The sequence below is a fragment of the Actinoplanes sp. NPDC049548 genome, assembly GCF_040676695.1.
Lineage (GTDB): Bacteria > Actinomycetota > Actinomycetes > Mycobacteriales > Micromonosporaceae > Actinoplanes.
On sequence record NZ_JBFAPM010000003.1, the window covers coordinates 485512 to 503501 of the forward strand.

Genomic DNA, 17990 nt, shown 5'->3' on the forward strand with positions numbered 1-17990 from the left:
ACCGTGACGGGTCACGGCAGCCGGGGATGGAAGTCCCCCAGGATGTCCGCTCCCTTCTGGACCACCCCGTAGCTGGACTCCGGCACCGGCTGCCAGGCGCCCACCAGCTCGCCGAGTGGCTCCGAGACGATGATGCGGGTCTCGTCGGAGAGCCTGCGCAGGGTCGCGTTCTCCGGGTACAGCTCGTGCAGCGCGGAGACCGCAGTGCTGAAGTACAGCGTGCGGCTGCGCCGCTCGGAGGAGTAGCGGAAGGCCCACACCCGGTCCCCGTCGGTGGTGGACACCGTCATCTGGACGGCGGCGGGTACCTCGTGCCGGCGGCCGACGGACTCCACGAAGCCCACCATCCGCTCCACCGCGGCCACCGGATCGTCGCGCAGCCCGAAGGTCAGCGCGAGGTGGAACATGACCTCGGAGTCGGTCGAGCCGGCCACGCTCGGGTAGAGACCCGGGTCGATCGCCAGCATGAGGTCCCGCTTCAGCAGCGCGAACGAGCGGATGGCGCCGTTGTGCACCCACAGCCAGGAGCCGTACCGGAACGGGTGGCAGTTCGTCTGCTGCACCGGGGTACCGGTGCTGGCCCGGATGTGCGCCAGGAACAACGGTGAGGACACCGCACCGGCGATCTCCCGGAGGTTCACATCGCCCCAGGCCGGTCCGACGCCGCGGAACAGGACCGGCTCGGATGTGCCGTCGGCGTACCAGCCCACCCCGAAGCCGTCTCCGTTGGTGGTCTCCACGCCCATCCGGGCGTGCTGACTCTGGTCGATCAGCGAGTAGCGCGGCTTGTAGAGCAGCTCGTCCAGCTGGATCGGCGTTCCCGAATAAGCGAGCCATCGGCACATCGTCGTTCTCTCCTCCCGGTCAGGACGCGGCCTGGCCACCGCTCAGATCCCGCTCTGCACCGCGATCCGGCCGTCGCGGGCCGCCTCGGTCAGCACCTGGAAATCCTGCTCGTTGCGATCCGCATACCGCTCGGCGAACTCGACCATGGCCTGGTCGAAGGCCGCACCGTCGTCGAGGTAGCCGGCGATGGCGATCCGGTCACCATTGCGGGCGTGCGCCCGCGCCAGCGTCCACCCGCAGAGCGCGCCGTAGACGGCCATCGTCGGCTCGTCCAGCGTCTCGATCACGGCGGACCCCTTCCAGTCACGCAGCTGCCGGACGTAGAAGTCGCGGACCTGTCCGTCGATGCCGGCCACCGTCTGCCAGCCGAGGAAGATGTCGCTGCTGGCCTGCATCAACCGCTGGCCGAGCACGACCCGCTCACCCTCGCTGCCCCAACCGGTCCGCGCCGATCCGGGTACGTGCGGAGCCAGCACCGAAGCAGGCGCCTCCTTGACCTGCAGGAGCAGCGGATCGTTCTCGTCGCGTCCGCTCAGCAGCACGATCCAGCACCGGGTACCGACGCTGCCGACGCCCACCACCTTGCGGGCCAGGTCGACGTACTGAAAGGCACCGAGCAGATGGCGCCGGTCGGGGGCCAGCGACTTCGCGTACTCGGCGAGCAGGGACTGGATCTGCGCCTCCAGCTCCAGCCGGCCGGCCCCGGGCAGAAGGTCCTCGACGGGCACGATGAGCGGCGGGTCGGCCGCGATCCTGCGACGGCCGTCCACCACCGTGGTCATCTTGCGGAAGGCGTTCAGGCTGTCGCGCGTACGAGCCTTCGCCTGCGCCGCGGCGAAACGCTTGCGCCGATCCTTGCTGACCAGGTTCTTCGTCAGCCGGCCGACCTCGTCGACGTCCGCCCGGGCGTACCAGACGTCGAGCTCGCGCTGCTCGGCGAACGCGCTCATCGCCTGCCGGTACCGGCCGACCGCCGCGCCCACGATCGCCGCCCTGGCCTTGCGGCGGAAACCGTTGTCCCGCGCGGCGATCACCAGGCTGGCGGCGAGCCGCTTGAGGTCCCACTCCCACGGGCCCGGATGCGTCTCGTCGAAGTCGTTCACGTCGAACACCAGGTGGCGTTCCGGCGAGGCGAACACGCCGAAGTTGCTGAGGTGGGCGTCGCCGCAGATCTGGCACATCAGTCCCGATGAGGGCGTACGGGCCAGGTCCGCCGCCATGATCGCGGCAGCGCCGCGGAAGAACGTGAACGGCGAGACCAGCATCCGGCCGTACCGGATCGGCACGAGCTCCGGCACCCGGGAGGCCGCCTGCGCCTCCAACACGGCGACGGGGTCCGGCCGGTCGTCCCCTACCGGCAGTTCGCCGTGGGCCTCGAAGGGCACCTCACGGCGGACCGAGCGGCCGGCGGCGAAGCGCGTCGCGGGGTCCCGGTCCAGTTCCCTCACCTCGGCCACCGGCGTCATGACGCTGGTTCCGGTCCGCCGATCAGTCATCGCGTACCTCCGCGGGCCCGGGGCCGTCCCTCACAGCCCCTGTCCGCGGAGCCAACACCCTGGCAGTGCCCGGCCGCACCATCCGCTCCGAAGGAGCGTGCGGAGCATCGGATTATCCGATACGGACGATGCGTGCTGCATGATCGACCGGCGAGACTGACGGAAATCCACTCGCGTGGAGGGGGTCCATGTGCGTGCAGACGTCGCGGTCATGCGCTCGGAGACCGGTCCCGCAACCGCCGAAGATCCACTGCTCGAGTCCAGGTTCGAGTTTCCCGAACGGCTGCGCTTCATGGTGGCGCGGCCTCGCCTGACCGACAAGCTGTCGATGCGTTCGACCATGCCGGTCACGATGGTCGTGGGACCGGCCGGCAGCGGCAAGACCCAGCTGGTCGCCTCGTGGGTCACCAGCGGCGCCGTGGCCTCGACGGTGGCTTGGGTGACCTTGGAGAACGATGACCAGGCGTACCCGTTCTGGAGCTACGTCGTAGCCGCCCTGCGCCGCGCCGGCGTAGCGGTGTCGCCGGCCCTGACACCGATGCCGTCCCGTACGACCGCCGACCGCTCCTTCTTGATCCGGCTGGCAGCCGAACTGTCCGAACAGCGCACGCCCATACTCCTCGTTCTCGACGGGGTTTCCGGCCTGCCCGGTGAGCGGTGGGGCGCCGAGCTGGAGTTCGTGCTGCGGCACACGAGCTCGCTGCGGCTCGTGCTGGTCGGCCGCTGGGACCCGCCCATGCCGGTGCACCGGTACCGGCTCGCCGGGCGGCTGACCGAGATCCGCAGCGAGGATCTCGCCTTCACCGCGGAGGAGGCCGCCGAGCTGCTCCGGATGCACTCCGTCGAGCTCAGCGCCGACGGCTTGGCCTCCCTGCTCGCACACACCGAGGGCTGGGCGGCCGGACTGCGCCTGTTCGCCATGGCGTTGCAGGACCATCGGGACGCCGACCACCTCGTCGAGACGATCACGGGCAACGAGGCGACCATCGCGGAGTACTTCGTCGACGAGGTCCTTCGGGTCCAGCCGGTCGACGTCCGCGCCTTCCTGCTGGAGATCAGCATCCTGGACACGTTCACCCCGGAGCTGGCCGAGGCGGTCAGCGGTCGCCCCGACACCCGCCGGCTGCTCGCGGAGCTGTCGCGGCACAACGTCTTCGTCCAGCGCGTCGCCGGACACCCCACTGCCTACCGGCTGCACCGGCTCTTCGCCGAGCTGCTCCGGGCCCAGCTCAAATACGAGACATCGGCCATCACGCCCGAGTTGCACCGCCGCGCGGCGACGTGGTACGCGGCCCGAGGGCTGACCGCGGACGCGGTGACCCACTTCGTCCGGGCCCAGGACTGGAACGGGGCCGCGACGACTGTCATCGACCACTACGCCATCGGCCGGCTTCTCCTGGACGGTGGCTCCGGGCGCCTCGGCATGCTCCTGCGCCACCTTCCCGACGAGTCCGACAGCGCCGAGGTGGCCATCGTGGGTGCCGCCCTGGCACTCGCCGGCCGCTCCGTGGACGGATGTGCGGTCCGGCTGCAGTACGCGCAGGAACTCGTGATCGGCCGCAACTGCGAGTTCAGCCACGGTCTTGCCGTGGCCGACCTGATCCTCAGCGTCCTGCTCGCCGAGGCCCGCGGGGAACGCGCCCAGCTGCTCCAGATGACCATCGCCGCGGAACAAGCCCTCGCCCAGGCGCCGCCCGAGGTGGCGGCCCGGCATCCCGAGTTGCGCATGCTGCTGCTGGCCGCCAAGGGCTTCGCAAGCAGCGGGCTGGGCGACCTCGGTGCCGCCTGCGCGAGCCTGACCGAGGTCGCCGCGTCGGCCGCCCCTGGATGCGAACGTCTGCGCATCGACGCGCTCGAGCATCTCGCGCTGCTGGAGGCGCACTCCGGCCGGCTGAGCCACGCCGAGACGCTCGCCGCCGAGGCGATCGACATCGCCCGGCAGTGCGGCCTGGACGGGGCTCGGGCACCACTCGCCGCCCACGTCGCGCTGGCCTGGGCGGCGATGGAGCGCTTCCAGGTGGACGCGGCCGCGCGGCATCTGCGCGCGGCGGATCCGAGGCGTCACGTACGCGCCGGCGGCCTGGTCCGTTCGGCCCACGCGCTGGTGAAGTCGCGTCGGTTGCAGGCGCGCGGCGAACTGCGCGCCGCACTCGCCCTGCTCGACGACGGCACCGCCGAGAAGCGGGACCCGGACCGGCCGGAATGGCTCGAGCGCGAGATCGCCGTCGCCAGAGGGCAGCTGCTGATCATCATGGGCCGCCCGCAGGACGCCCTGGCGGCGATCGAGGGGTTCGGCGAGCCCGGACCGCCGGATGTCGTCATCCTGCGCGCCGCGGCCCTTGCCGCCATGGGCGATCTTGAACCCGGGGACGAGGCGATCCGCACGGTGCTGGCTTCCGCCGCACTACCGGTGCCGGTCGCCGTCGACGCCTGGCTCGTCGTGGCCACGATCGCCGCCCGGCTCGGCCAGCGCGAGGAAGCCTGCGAGGCGCTGCACCACGCGCTCCGCCTCGCCACGCCCGAGTCTCAGCGTCGCCCGGTGCAGATGGTGTGGGCGCACCTGCGCCGGCTCCTGCGCGACGACGACGTACTCGCCGAGGAGTACCGGGCCTTGCAGGGCGTCTCGCCTCCGGCGCACCGGGCCACGCCCACCGCTCCCGGCCCGGGCGACCTCGTCATCGTGGAACCGCTGAGCCGCCGGGAGATGGAGGTTCTGCAGGGCATGGCGGCGATGCTGCCCACCGAGGAGATCGCCGCCTCCCTCTACGTCTCGATCAACACGGTGAAGACCCATGTTCGCAGCATCCTGCGGAAACTCTCCGCCGCCCGGCGCAACGAAGCGGTGCGCCGGGCTCGCCAGCTCGGCCTCATCTGACGGCGTCACCCACGGAGGATGACGCGCTGCGGGCCCGTACGGCCCATGATGAGCCGGCGAAACGGCCGATTCAGGGGATGAGAGGCGAGCCATGAAGGAGGCGACCTACCAGGTCAGGGTCTCCGGGGAGATTCCGGCGGAGCTGCTGGCGGAGCTGCGGGATCTCACCGTGAGCGTCGAACCGCCGGAGACGGTGCTGCACGGGTCGTTGCCGGACCAGTCCGCCGTCGTCGGATTGATCTCCCGCATCCACGGCCTCGGTCTGCGCCTCATAGAGGTCCGCCGGCTACCACCTGACGACACCCCCGAGCGGACCGCGCCCGGCTGATCGGTGCACCGGCGTGTGCTGGTCCTCACGCTCACCCGGCAGCCTCCTGCCGGGTGGGTTCGCGCCATGCGGTCCGCTGGCCCAGGCGCTCGAGCCACCGCACCAGCTGCCGGTGCACCTCGTCCGCTCCGACCAGCTCCGACTCCACCGGCCACCCCGCGGGGTGGATCAGCACCGGCCGGTTCTGCCAGCCGCCGAGCCCGCCGTGGCAACCGATGAGCTCCTCGAACGCCGCGACCTCGCCGGTGTCCACGTCGAGCATGCTGTTGACGAGGATGTCGCCGACGTGTGCCAGCGTGTCGTGGCGGCGGAGGTCCCCGGCGGCGAACGGACCGAACCCGGCGAGCGGGTCCACACCGTAGACGCGGTCGGTGGCGAGCACCCGCCGGCCCTCGGGGCCCAGGACCACCGGACCCAGCCGGCTCGAGTGCACCATCACCCAGCCGACGCCGGCGTGCCCGGTGAGCCCGGGCAGCAGCGCGGGATGGCGTTCCTCGATCTGCTCCATCGTCATCCGGCCCGGATGCCGGGCCAGGTAGACCAGGGCCAGGTTGCCCGACACCGCCACGAGGAACTCCGGGCGGCTCTGCGTCCGGCCGGCCGGGCGGCTGTCGTCCGGCTCGGGCAGCAGCTCCGCGCGCAACGTGCGGGCCCGGCCGGCCTGCTCGTCGTCGGTCGCCGCCTGGACCTGAAGCGCGGGCGCCGACACGAGCCTGCGGACCAGGTCGTCCAGCGTGAGCCCGTACCGCTGGCGGAAGGTGGCACCCTGGCTCTGCCCGTGATCGGAGAGCACGACGAAGTGGTAGGGCCGTGGCGCCGAGGCGGCCAGCTCCTCCAGCGTCGCCAGCACGCCGTCGATGCCCTCGAGCGCCGCGAGCGCCTCCGGCCGGGCCGGTCCGGCATGGTGCGCGATCTCGTCGTAGTCGACGAAGTCGCAGAACACCGAAGGCGCCCCCCGCATCATGTGCTCGGCGACGACCGACAGGTTCAGATGCCGGAGCAGCACGTTCGTCAGGCCGCGCAGCAGCACGTACGAGGAGGTGCGTGGGATCCGCGGCTCGACGCGCCGCAGCCGCTGCCGCCGCGCCTGGTGCAGCTCCTTCACGATCTCCCCGGCGGTGAGGAACAGCGAGTTGGTCAACCCGAAAGGATCGATCAGGTACGCGGTGAGATAGCGATCGGGCCGCCCGGGCCGCCGGCGTGAGCCGACCGTGCTCATCGTCAGAAGACTGGTCGGGGCGTCGCCGGAGAAGACGTTGCTGACGCTGACGCCGCCGTCGGCCAGCAGGCCCCGCCCGTCGGAGAGGCGGGCCTCGACCAGCGCGCTGTCCTTCGGGTGGTTGGTCACCACGAGGCGGCCGGTCTCCTTCTCGTACCAGCGGAAGGCCGGGATCTCGGCGCTGGCACCGTGCAGCAGGCCGGCCTGACTGGCCGGCGTGGTGGCCGGCAGCTCCGCGTGCCACTCGGTGAGGACGTGCCGGCCCGAGCGCAGCCAGCGGCTCAGAGTGGGCAGGCTGCCGGTGGCGATCGCCCACCGCGCCAGCGGCGCGGACAGTCCGTCGATCTGGATCATGACGACCCCGGCCACGTCGGTCGTCGGCGCCGCCCGGCGATGCCGGCGGTGCATCCGCAGCAGGTGCCGGGTCATCATCGCGGGCTGACCGGCCGTGACGAGCCACAGAGCGGCGCTGACCAGGGCGCTGTAGATCCACGAGGCCCAGAACGCCGACCAGAAGTCCGCGACGACCAGCCCGGGTACCACCGAGAGGGAGAGGTAGACCAGCACCGCCTGAACCAGCAGCCAGCCCGCGAGGACCCCGAGCCAGCCGATCCGGGTGAGCAGCGCTGCGGCCGCCGGTCGCAGCGCCGCACCCAGCAGACCGAGCAGGATCGCCGCCAGCAGCACGGCCCAGCCGGTCGTCGCCGAGATGCCCGGCACGAGGCCGACGGTGAGAGCGAGCGCGCCCCAGTCCAGGAGCACCACCACGACCACCGTCCACCAGCGCAGCCCCGGTACGGTGCCCTCGTTCTCCCTCATCCCGGTCTCCCTGCCGTCATCGACCGGCGCCACGGACGCCGGTGGCTCACGCGCTTCCCGCGAGGCGCGTCGTGGGTGTCGCGTCCTCGGCCGCGACAACTTCCGGCTCGAACGCCGTGCCGTACCACCGGGCCAGCGGACCAGCCGTCGCACCGTGGGCCACCACGCTGAGCAGGACGGTGAGCACGATCACCCGGACCGCCGCGGCTGCGCCGGCACCGAGCTGCTCCACGGCGAGCAGGGCGAAGACGACGGAAGCGAGCCCGCGCGGGCCGAACCAGCCGACGAAGAGCACGGTGCGGCTGCCGAGCCGGGTCCCGATGAGGCTCAGCGCGACCGGCACCATCCGCACCACGGTGAGGCTCAGCGTCGCGTAGAGCACCATCCACCAGTCGAGATGCCCGTACAGCAGCGGCACTGCCACCGCCCCGAACAGCATCCACACCATCAGCGAGGCGAGGCCGGAGGTCTGCTCGACATAGAAGACCTCGCGCGGGCCGCGCTCGCCGGCCAGGGCCCCGAATGCGAGCCCTCCGGCGAAGGCCGCGACGAAACCGTTGCCGTGCACCGCCACCGACGCCGCATACGACAGCAGGGCCAGGGCGAGCACGGCCGGTCCGACGAAACTCTCCTGCGCCCACCCGCGGGTGCCGGTCGCCCGCAGGATCATCCCCCCGGCGGCGCCCACCGCGATCCCCGTCGCCGCGCCTACCGCCAGCTGGAGCAACGCGCCACCGGCGCTCTCGCCGCCGTGCCCCGCGGCCGAGGCGGCCCCCGCCAGCGCCACCAGCACGACCGGCGTGACGATGCCGTCGTTCAGCCCGCTCTCCACGTTGAGCAACCGCCGGATCCGCGCCGGCACGGCGGGATGGGTGATCACCACCGCGCCGAGGGCCGCGTCCGTCGGAGCGAGTGCCGCACCGACCAGCAGGGCGAGCCACGGCGCCGGCGCGTCCACCATCCACCAGGCCCCGACCGCCCCGATCACCACGGTGATGGGCAGTGCGAGGCCGAGCAGCCGCAGATACACCCCGGCATCGGATCGCATCTCCCGCAGGCCGACCCGGGCGGCATCGGAGAACAGCACCCACACGAGCGTGGCCTCGGTCAGCGCCGTGAGCGCGGCGGTCTCGGTGTCCGCGTCGAGCGGTACGACGGCCGCGATCAGCACACCGACGCCGACGAAGGCGATCGGCGCCGTGACGTCGGCGCGCTCCAGCCGCGCGGACAACGCCCCCCAGGCGAACACCACGGCTGTGATCAACACGAGAGCACCCGAGGTCACGCCTTATGGCATCGCGTCACCGGGGCCGGCGGATCGTCCGCCGCGAATGACCGCCAGGGCCGACCGGCGATCGACCGGGCGCTGCGTCGCGTCAGTCACCCGCGGAGGATGGCCTCCGGCAGCCGAGCAGCCGCGAGCATACGGCCACACCGCTCACCTCGGCAGCGGCCCGCGGAGATGACGAAAGGTGGCAGACCGTGCCGCACCGGCTGCGCCCGCCGCTCGCCTGGCCGGCCCACCCCTGGGTCCGCCGCGCCACGGCCGGCCTGATCCGGGTCCAGATCTTCGACCGTTCGATGACCCTCGCGGCCCAGGCCTTCACGTCTCTGTTCCCGCTGCTGATCCTGTTCGGCGTGCTGCTGGGCCCGGAGGAGGGCGGCCGGCTCGCGGACCTGGCGGGCATCCCGGCGATCTCCCGGACGGTGCTCGCGGAGTCCCTCGGCCATGGTGGCGTCAGCACGTTCGGAGTGGTCGGCAGCCTCGCCGTCCTCGTCGCGTCCACCGGGCTGGCGCGGGCGCTGGCCCGGGCGTACGCCGCGGTCTGGGCGGTACCCCGGACACCGAGCGGTCCGCGAGCGTCCTGGCGCTGGTTCGTCGCCGTGCTGACCCTCGCCGGCTTCGCCATCGTCTCGCGCCTGCTCGGCTGGGCCACCGGTACGCTGCCGCACCCGCACCTGTCCGCGGCGGCGCTCCTCGTGCTCCTCGACTGCGGGGTCGCCGTCCTCCTCCCCTGGCTGCTGCTCGGTGGCGCCGTCCCGGCCCGCCGGCTCGTGGCCGGCGGCATCGTCTTCGGCTTCGTCATGCTGGCCCTGCGTCCGATCGGTTCGCTCTACCTGCCGCGGGCCCTGACGGTCAGCGCCGAGCGGTACGGGACGATCGGAGTCGCGTTCACGTACATCGGCTGGCTGTACGTCATCGCCTTCTGCCTCCTGCTGACCGCGATCGCCGGACAGGTCGTGACCGAGGACGAGGGTCCGATCGGCCGCCTGGTCCGCGGGCCGGCACCCTGACCCGACTTTCATGCCACCGGGATGAGAACCAGCGCGTCCGGGGCCCGCACCATCGAGGCATGACTGCGATGCCCGAGCGCCCGCCGACGCCGGCCGCGACCGACGCGGAGTGGACGTCGATGACGCGGCCGGACGGCCGCGCCGCCGAGCCGTACCCAGGGCTCCCACCGCACCGGCACTGGCTGCGGCTCATCCTCGGCGTGCTGGCGATCGCGCTCGCCGTCGCGGCCTTCGCCTGGCCGGACGCCACCATCCGGGTCGTCGCTGTCCTCTTCGGCCTCAATCTGGTCGTGACCGGGTTCGTCCGTGCCGGCCTGCTGCTGTTCGCCCCGGGCTACCCGCTGCTCTACCGGCTCCTCGGCATCGTGTTCGGGGTGCTCACCGGGCTGGTCGGCCTCCTGTGTCTGCGGAACCTGACAGCCTCCCTGGCCGTGCTTCTGGTCGTCGTCGCGATCGGCTGGCTCCTGGACGGCCTGGTCCAGCTGTTCACGGCGATCGGCAGCAGGGCGCCGGAGGGCAACAACTGGCAGATCGCCACCGCGCTGCTCATGGTGCTCGGCGCCGTCACGGTGCTCGCCTGGCCCAAGATCGGGATCGGCGCCTTCGTCTTCATCGGTGCGACGGTCCTCGCCTTCAGCGGCATCGGCCTGACGATCACCGCCATCATGGGCATGCGCGCGGCGCGGCAGCCGAGCGGCGCGCACTGACCGGCCGGGACGACGCAGATACCGCCCTCGGGCATCGGAACCATCCTCGACGAGTGAGGCGCACGTCCGGGCCGGGACGCCAGCGTGGACCGATAGCCGTGCGGGACCGGCCTGCCGGCGAACGTGGAGGCCGCGCGATGACCGACGGAACCGGCACGATAGAGCAGCGGACCCCCGGCATCCCGGGGCACGAACGACCGTGGTTCGCCCGTACCGCGGTGGACGTGGTGACGGCCATGGGCAGCGATGCCGACCGGGGGCTCAGCCGCGCCGAGGCGGCCGCCCGGTTGTCCCGGTACGGCGCCAACCGCATCGCCGAGGAGAAGCCACCATCGGTGTGGGCCGTGGCGCTGCAGCAGCTCCGCGATCCGATGAACGTCATGCTCGTCATCGTGGTCGCGGTGAGCCTCCTCATCGGCGAGATCTCGACCGCGGTGATCGTCGGGCTCCTGGTCCTGCTCAACGTCGTCCTCGGTGCGCGGCAGGAGCTCAACGCCCGGGCCAGCGTGGACGCGCTCGCCAAGATGCAGGTGCCCGAGGCCCGGCTGGTCCGCGACGGTGATCTGGTCATGGTGCCCGCCGCCGAGGTCGTCCCCGGCGACGTCGTCCATCTCGAGGCCGGCGATCTCGTACCCGCCGACGGGCGGCTGGTCCGGTCAGCCACGCTCGAGACCCAGGAGGCGGCCCTGACCGGAGAGAGCGCCCCTGTGGCCAAGGACGCCGGGGTGCTTCCGCCCGGCGACGTCGCCCTGGGCGACCGCACCAACATGCTGTTCCAGAACACCTCGGTGACCCGGGGCACGGCGGCCATGGTGGTGACGGCGACCGGCATGGAGACCGAGATGGGCCGGATCGCCACCATGCTCACCGAGGTCAAGCGGACCCGCTCACCGTTGCAGCGCGAGCTCGACTCGCTGACCAAGGTGCTCGGCGCGATCGCCTGGGCCGCGGTGGCGTTCATCGTCGTGGCGGGCGTGCTGCGTGGCATGGCGCTGGACCAGGTGATCCTGCTGGGCACCGCGATGGCGATATCGGCCATCCCGACCGGCCTGCCGGCGTTCGTGGCCGGGCTGCTGTCGTACGGCGCCAAGCATCTCGCCCAGGCGAAGGCCATCGTCAAGAACCTCACCGACGTGGAGACGCTCGGGGCGACCAGCGCGATCAACACCGACAAGACCGGCACGCTGACGATGAACGAGATGATGGTGTCGGTGCTCTACACGGGCGGAGCCTGGTTCACCGTCCAGGGCGAGGGCTACCGCAAGGCCGGCGAGATCACCTCGGTGGCCGGCGGCCCGGTGCCCGACTTCACCCGCCTGGCGCTCGGGCTCGTGCTGGACAGTGACGCCACGGTCGGGGACGACGGCGCCGTCGTGGGCGACCCGACGGAGGCGGCTCTGGTCGTGCTCGCCGCCAAACTCGGCGTGGATGCCGCCGAGACGCGCCGGGCGTACCCCCGCCTGGCGGAGGTGCCGTTCGACTCGGCGTACAAGTTCATGGCCACCTATCACCGCTACGCGGTGGACGGCACGCACCAGGTGATCGAGCTGGTCAAGGGCGCGCCGGACGTGGTGCTGGGCCGCTGCTCGCAGGCGGGCGGGCCGCTGAGCGGCAGCCAGGTGCCGATCGAGCAGGCCCGCGCCGACATCGAGGCCGCGAACCGCCGGATGGGCGAGAAGGGCCTGCGGGTGCTCGCCTTCGCCGCACGGCTGGTCGGGCCGGACGAGGTTCCGACGGCGGTCGCCGACCCGATGTCGCTCACTCAGGACCTCGCCTTCGTCGGCATGGTCGGCATCATCGACCCGTTGCGCGCCGAGGCGAAGGGGGCGGTCCGCACCGCGCTGCGCGCCGGGATCGACGTACGCATGATCACCGGCGACCACGCGGTGACCGCCCAGGCCATCGGCGAGACCCTCGGCCTCGGGCCGGGAGCCGTCAGCGGCCGGGAACTGCGCGACCTGTCCGATGAGGAGCTGGCACGGCGGCTGCCGGACCTGCACGTCTTCGGCCGGGTGTCCCCCGAGGACAAGTTGCGCCTGGCCCGGTCGATGCAGCAGCAGGGCATGATCGTCGCGATGACGGGCGACGCCGTCAACGACGCGGCGGCGCTGAAGCAGGCCGACATCGGGGTCGCGATGGGCAGCGGCAGCGAGGTCACGAAGCAGGCCGCGCGCATGATCCTCACTGACGACAACTTCGGCACGCTGGTTCGCGCCGTGGAGATCGGCCGCCGCGTCTACGAGAAGATCGTGGCGTACGTGCGCTACCAGATGACGCAGCTGCTGGCGCTCGTGATGCTCTTCGTGACCGCCACCGCCGTCAACATCAACCAGGGCGTGGCGATGACCCCGTCGATGGTGCTCTACCTCTTCTTCTTCGCCACCGCCATCGGTGTCGTCATCATCGCGGTCGACCCCGGCGACCCTCAGGTCATGCACCGGCCGCCCCGCGATCCGGCAGTCCCGATCACCAACGCCCGCGCGGTGCTGTTCTGGGTGCTCTATGCCGCGGTGCTCTTCGGAGCCGCCCTGGTGCCGCTCGTCGCCGGCCCTGACGAACCCCGTACCGACGCGCCGAGCGCCGCCATGACGATGACGTTCGTGGTGATGGGCCTGGGGACGGTTGGCAACGCGCTGACGAACCGGCGCGATCCGGCCGCCGGTCTCCTGCCACCGATCCTGCAGGGCGCGGCCATCGGGCTCATCCCGGTCACCCTGCTCGTGCTGGCCACCCGCGTCGACTTCCTGCAGCACAGCCTGCTCACCCAGCCACTCAGCGGCCCGCAGTGGCTGGCGTGCATCGCCCTGGCCATGGTGCTGCCCGTCGTCGTCGAGGTCGCCAAGGCGATCCGCAGGGTCCGGGCACCGCGCGCGGCCATCGATCCGCAGCGGGCCGTCACCCCCGAGCGGGCCCGCACCGGCGCATCGGCGATCTGAGACAACCCCAGGAGGTACGCCATGGCGAAGCACAAGCATCACGAGAGCGACGGGAATCTGATGGTGGCCCCGTCCGACGGGCACGGGCAACCGCGGATGAAGAACAAGCAGTACGAGCACGAGCTGCGGCGCCTCCACGGCGAGCTCGTGGCCATGCAGGAGTGGGTGAAGGACACCGGCGCGAAGATCTGCATCGTCTTCGAGGGCCGCGACACGGCGGGCAAGGGCGGCACGATCAAGGCGATCACCGAACGCGTGAGCCCGCGCGTCTTCCGGGTCGTAGCGCTGCCGGCGCCGACCGAGCGGGAACGCTCGCAGATGTTCTTCCAGCGGTACGTGCCGCACCTGCCCGCCGCAGGTGACGTGGTCATCTTCGACCGCAGCTGGTACAACCGGGCCGGCGTCGAACGGGTCATGGGCTTCTGCAGCGAGGAGCAGACCCAGCAGTTCCTGCAGGCCGTGCCGGGTGTGGAACGGGCGATCGTCGACTCCGGCGTGATCCTGCTCAAGTACTGGCTCGAGGTGAGCCAGCAGGAGCAGACGCGCCGCCTGGAGAGCCGGATCAACGACCCGCGCAAGATCTGGAAGCTCTCCGACCTGGATCTGAAGTCGTACAGCCGCTGGTACGACTACTCACACGCGCGCAACGAGATGTTCCGCACCACCGACACCGCGTGGGCACCGTGGTACGTCGCCGACACCAACGACAAGAAGCGAGGCCGGCTCAACATCATCAGCCACCTGCTCAGCAATGTGCCGTACCGGCCGCTGCCGCCCCGGGACGTGACACTCCCGAAGCGGCAGAAGCCGGAGAACCACCGCGAGCAGGTGCCGCCGGTCCGGCACATCCCGACGCCGTTCTGATCGCCGCGCCGACGCGGTGCGCGGTCACCGGCCGCCGAAAGCCTCGAGGAGCTCGCTGCGCTCCGCGTCCGTCAGGTTCGTGGCGATCAACGTGTTGCGCAGCCCGTGCATGCGCTCCGCCAGCCGGTCGACGTTGCCCTGCTCGGTGACGACGAACAGCGCCGAGGTGCCCTCGGTCACCTCGGTGCGGATCTTCTCCAGCTGCTCCTTGGTGATCCCGGCGTCCTCGGTCCGCTTGGCCAGGCCGCCGAGCGCGGCGCCGGCAAGGCCGCCGACCACGGGCATGAAGAACAGCGCGCCGATCATCAGGCCGAGCACGGCACCCCATCCGACCCCATGCCATTCGGAGTCGTGCCCGTGGCTGGTGTCGGGGTGGGACTGACCCACCGGCCACCGGACGACAGCATGGTCATCGATCTTGACGATCCGGTCCGCCTCAGCATTGTTCAGGATCTCCACGGCCCGGTCCGCACCGTCGGGATCGTCGAACTTCCACACCGTGAAGGTCGTCATCGCTGCTCCTCAGGGGCTCCGCGCCGACATGCGGCTTCCTCCCGACATCGTCGGCGCCACGCCACCGCCGGCTCCTCATCCCGTCCGGGCTATTTCCCCGCACGTTGATGGAGTGTTAACAAGAGACAACTGGGGAACGGTCCACGGCGTGACCGACTCAAGGACGCGGACGACCAACGCGCGCTGTCTCGTGGGCGCCCGGGTCGACCGTATTCAGCTGCTGTGGGACTCCGCGACCACCGACGATGCCCGGCCGGTCGCCGAACACCTCGGCTGCGAGCTGGTGGCCGGACACGGCGGCGACCACGCGGCTCTGGTCGCCACGGCGGACGGCGGCGACCAGTGGTGGTGGCTGCGGTGGGATGAGCGGCGCGAAACCATCGTGCAGATCGACCCCTGCGTCGCCCGGTCGCCTCGCGGCCGGTACGCCGACGACTGCTTCCTGCCCCAGGGCCATCCGGGTTCGCACAGCTTCGCGCTGCGGCCGCTCATCTCGCCGGGGTGAGGTGCGAACGTCGCGCCGCGGCGAGGCTGGACGCCGGCTTCAATGTTCCCGGACGGGAGAACCGCTGTGTCGACGTCCAAGCGGCAACCAACCATCCCCAGCAGGCGGCTGCGGCATCCCGCAGAGCTGCCGTTCTTCGTCTTCATGACGGTGCTCAACCTGCTCATCATCGGCCTGATCCTGCAGGCCGCCGTGATGCTGCCGTATCTGCCCGAGCGCTATCACGATTCCGGCTGGGCGACGGCCGTACGCTCGGCCCTGCTCGGTCTGCTGCTCCTCATCCCCTTCCTCGTCATCGTCCGCGAGACGCAACGGGCGTCCATCCGGGGAACCGCGGTGGAGCTGTCCCCCCGTCAGTACGGTGAGCTGTACCAGACGGCGGACGAGTTCGCGCACCGCCTCGGGCTCCGGCGCCGCCCGCAGATCTTCCTCGCCAACGGCAACGGCACCCTCAACGCCTTCGCGGCGCAGGCCACCGGCCACGACTACGTCGTGCTGGCCAACGAGCTGTTCACGAACCTGTACCGCGACAACCGCGAGGGCCTCCGGTTCATCCTCGGCCACGAGCTGGGCCACATCCGGCTGCACCACGTCTCGCTGTGGTACCAGCTCGCGGTGGCCTACTCCGAGCGGATCCCGCTGCTGGGCCCGGCGCTGTCGCGGTTGCGGGAGTATTCCTGCGACCGGCACGGCGCCCATCTCGCGCCACTGGGGATGACCGGTCTGGTGCTGCTGGCCTCGGGCCGGCACACCGAGAACGTCGTCGACGTCGACGAGCTGGTCCGCCAAGGCCAGAAGCTCAAAGGCTTCTGGGTGGGCCTCTCCCAGCTTCCCCGCTCGCACCCGTTCACCGTCCGACGGCTCGAGCGGCTCTACCGCCTCGGTTTGTTCCATGCCCGGCTGCGCGAGGCCGGGAAGGAGACACCGGTCTGAAAACGAAAGGGTGGCATCGCCATGTCGGACACTCAGGCTAGACGGGCTTACACCGCGAGAGACCCGTATGAGACCTCGCGGTACCAACCCACCATGTGGACCGGGTTCGTCGTCTTCGGCGGCCTGATGCTCATGATGATGGGTAGCTTCCAGGCCATCGAGGGCTTCGTTGCACTCTTCAAGGACGACGAGTACCTGGTCACCCGCCGCGGACTGATCCTCAGCATGGACTACACGTCCTGGGGCTGGACGCATCTGATCCTCGGGCTCGCCGCCATCGGCATCGGCGTCGGCGTCCTCCTCGGCCAGATGTGGGCCCGCGTCCTCGGCATCGTGGTGGCCGTGTTCAGCGCCCTGGCGAACATCGCGTTCCTCCCGGCGTACCCGATCTGGTGCACCATCGTCATCGCGACCGACATCCTGGTCATCTACGCACTCGCGGTGCATGGCCGCGAGGTTCGGACGTCCTGAAGCCCCCTCGAGGGCTCGCGTTCAGCGAGGGGGTACACCGTGCGGCCGAATGTCGCCCAGGTTCGCCGCCTGGCCGGTGACCAGAACGGCGATCCGGTTCTGCCCCGCGGAGTCATCGTGCTGCTGGGCCTGGCGAGCGTCGTGGTGTCGGTGGCCGGCCTGCGGTGGGTCGCCGACATCCTCGGCCCTGTCGTGCTGGCCCTCATGCTGACCGTCACCGCCAGTCCGCTCAGCACCTGGTTACGCCGGCACGGCGCACCGGCCTGGGCGGCCGCCGCGGCCCTGCTGACGACGGTGTATCTCGTGCTGGCCGCGCTGGGCGTGGCGCTCGTGCTGTCGGTCACCCGCCTGGTGGACCTGATGCCGCAGTACCAGAGTCAGTTCGCGGAACTGCGGACCACGGCGACCCAGGCGCTGGAGGCGATGGGTGTCGACGCCCAGCGGGTGCAGGACATCGGGGGGCTGATCGGGCCGAGCGGCATCGCGGACCTGGTCCTGGCCACGCTCGATGGAGTGCTCGGCCTGCTGTCCAACAGCGTCTTCCTGATCGCCGTGCTGCTCTTCCTCTGTCTCGACGCCGTGCATTTCCCCGCCCGCCTCGCGACGGCGGCCACCCAGCGGCCAGAGGTGGTCGGCGCCCTGCGGTCCTTCGCTCAGGGAACCCGGCGCTATCTGCTGGTGTCGACGGTCTTCGGGCTGATCGTCGCGGTGATCGACACCCTCGTCCTGTGGGCGCTGGGCATCCCCCTGCCGCTGCTGTGGGGACTGCTCTCCTTCATCACCAACTACATTCCCAACATCGGGTTCGTGGTCGGCCTGGTGCCCCCGGCCCTGCTCGCCTTCCTGGAGGGCGGCACATCGCTGATGGTGACCGTGATCGCGCTGTACTGCGTCGTCAACTTCGTGATCCAGTCGGTGATCCAACCGAAGATCGTGGGTGACGCTGTCGGGCTGTCGGCCACCATGTCGTTCCTGTCGCTGGTGTTCTGGTCGTGGGTCCTGGGGCCCCTCGGCGCGCTGCTGGCCATCCCGCTGAGCCTGCTGGCCAAAGGGCTGCTGGTGGACATCGACCCGTCGACGCGCTGGATAGGCGCGCTGATCTCAGCGGGCGGCGCGGCCGGCGAGGAGAGCGGCCGGCTTGCCCGGTGACGCGTTCACTCCCGCCGGATGAGGCGGCGCGGCC

The 17990-nt window shown here is 71.1% G+C and carries 15 protein-coding genes; 10 read left to right on the forward strand and 5 right to left on the reverse strand.

Annotation, left to right across the window (positions count from 1 at the left end; translation table 11 throughout):
* Positions 1-11: 11 nt before the first annotated feature.
* Both AB0J80_RS09465 and AB0J80_RS09470 read right to left on the reverse strand, forming a co-directional pair.
* Positions 12-845: a class II glutamine amidotransferase gene (locus AB0J80_RS09465; RefSeq protein ID WP_364702405.1), complete on the reverse strand. Its 834-nt coding sequence runs from the start codon at positions 843-845 to the stop codon at positions 12-14.
* Positions 846-887: 42 nt separating this feature from the next.
* Entirely contained in the window at positions 888-2342 is a 1455-nt protein-coding gene (locus AB0J80_RS09470; RefSeq protein ID WP_364702407.1) for a DUF2252 domain-containing protein, read from the reverse strand.
* A gap of 190 nt (positions 2343-2532) precedes the next feature.
* On the opposite strand from AB0J80_RS09470, the gene AB0J80_RS09475 reads away from it, so the two are divergent.
* The gene (locus AB0J80_RS09475; RefSeq protein WP_364702409.1) at positions 2533-5217 is read left to right on the forward strand and encodes a LuxR C-terminal-related transcriptional regulator; all 2685 of its coding nucleotides are present in this window, start codon (positions 2533-2535) and stop codon (positions 5215-5217) included.
* 91 nt (positions 5218-5308) lie between these two features.
* Positions 5309-5545 (forward strand): hypothetical protein, encoded by a 237-nt coding sequence (locus AB0J80_RS09480; RefSeq protein WP_364702412.1) that lies wholly within the window; start codon positions 5309-5311, stop codon positions 5543-5545.
* Positions 5546-5576: 31 nt separating this feature from the next.
* Here AB0J80_RS09480 and AB0J80_RS09485 read toward each other — a convergent pair whose 3' ends face one another.
* On the reverse strand, positions 5577-7583 hold the full coding sequence (locus tag AB0J80_RS09485) for an alkaline phosphatase family protein (protein ID WP_364702414.1): 2007 nt from the start codon (positions 7581-7583) through the stop codon (positions 5577-5579).
* Positions 7584-7629: 46 nt separating this feature from the next.
* Positions 7630-8850: a cation:proton antiporter gene (locus AB0J80_RS09490; protein WP_364702417.1), complete on the reverse strand. Its 1221-nt coding sequence runs from the start codon at positions 8848-8850 to the stop codon at positions 7630-7632.
* A gap of 215 nt (positions 8851-9065) precedes the next feature.
* Between AB0J80_RS09490 and AB0J80_RS09495 the strand changes: the two genes are divergently transcribed.
* The 4 genes from AB0J80_RS09495 to ppk2 all read left to right on the forward strand — a co-directional run bounded on the left by AB0J80_RS09495 (position 9066) and on the right by ppk2 (position 14385).
* Complete coding sequence (locus tag AB0J80_RS09495) at positions 9066-9878, forward strand: YhjD/YihY/BrkB family envelope integrity protein (protein ID WP_364702420.1); 813 nt, start codon at positions 9066-9068, stop codon at positions 9876-9878.
* Between the two features lie 59 nt (positions 9879-9937).
* Positions 9938-10585: a DUF308 domain-containing protein gene (locus tag AB0J80_RS09500; protein ID WP_364702423.1), complete on the forward strand. Its 648-nt coding sequence runs from the start codon at positions 9938-9940 to the stop codon at positions 10583-10585.
* 137 nt (positions 10586-10722) lie between these two features.
* Complete coding sequence (locus AB0J80_RS09505; RefSeq protein ID WP_364702425.1) at positions 10723-13521, forward strand: cation-transporting P-type ATPase; 2799 nt, start codon at positions 10723-10725, stop codon at positions 13519-13521.
* Positions 13522-13542: 21 nt separating this feature from the next.
* Positions 13543-14385, forward strand: coding sequence for a polyphosphate kinase 2 (gene ppk2 / locus AB0J80_RS09510; protein WP_364702428.1), 843 nt, complete (start codon positions 13543-13545; stop codon positions 14383-14385).
* Positions 14386-14409: 24 nt separating this feature from the next.
* On the opposite strand, the gene AB0J80_RS09515 is transcribed toward ppk2, so the two are convergent.
* The gene (locus AB0J80_RS09515) at positions 14410-14898 is read right to left on the reverse strand and encodes a DUF1269 domain-containing protein (RefSeq protein WP_364702430.1); all 489 of its coding nucleotides are present in this window, start codon (positions 14896-14898) and stop codon (positions 14410-14412) included.
* A 148-nt stretch (positions 14899-15046) separates the two neighbouring features.
* Between AB0J80_RS09515 and AB0J80_RS09520 the strand changes: the two genes are divergently transcribed.
* The 4 genes from AB0J80_RS09520 to AB0J80_RS09535 all read left to right on the forward strand — a co-directional run bounded on the left by AB0J80_RS09520 (position 15047) and on the right by AB0J80_RS09535 (position 17956).
* The gene (locus AB0J80_RS09520) at positions 15047-15403 is read left to right on the forward strand and encodes a hypothetical protein (protein ID WP_364702432.1); all 357 of its coding nucleotides are present in this window, start codon (positions 15047-15049) and stop codon (positions 15401-15403) included.
* Positions 15404-15469: 66 nt separating this feature from the next.
* Positions 15470-16336, forward strand: a complete 867-nt coding sequence (locus AB0J80_RS09525) for a M48 family metallopeptidase (RefSeq protein ID WP_364702434.1) — start codon at positions 15470-15472, stop codon at positions 16334-16336.
* Positions 16337-16429: 93 nt separating this feature from the next.
* On the forward strand, positions 16430-16807 hold the full coding sequence (locus AB0J80_RS09530) for a hypothetical protein (RefSeq protein ID WP_364702437.1): 378 nt from the start codon (positions 16430-16432) through the stop codon (positions 16805-16807).
* Positions 16808-16846: 39 nt separating this feature from the next.
* Positions 16847-17956, forward strand: coding sequence for an AI-2E family transporter (locus AB0J80_RS09535; protein WP_364702440.1), 1110 nt, complete (start codon positions 16847-16849; stop codon positions 17954-17956).
* The last annotated feature ends 34 nt before the right edge of the window (positions 17957-17990 follow it).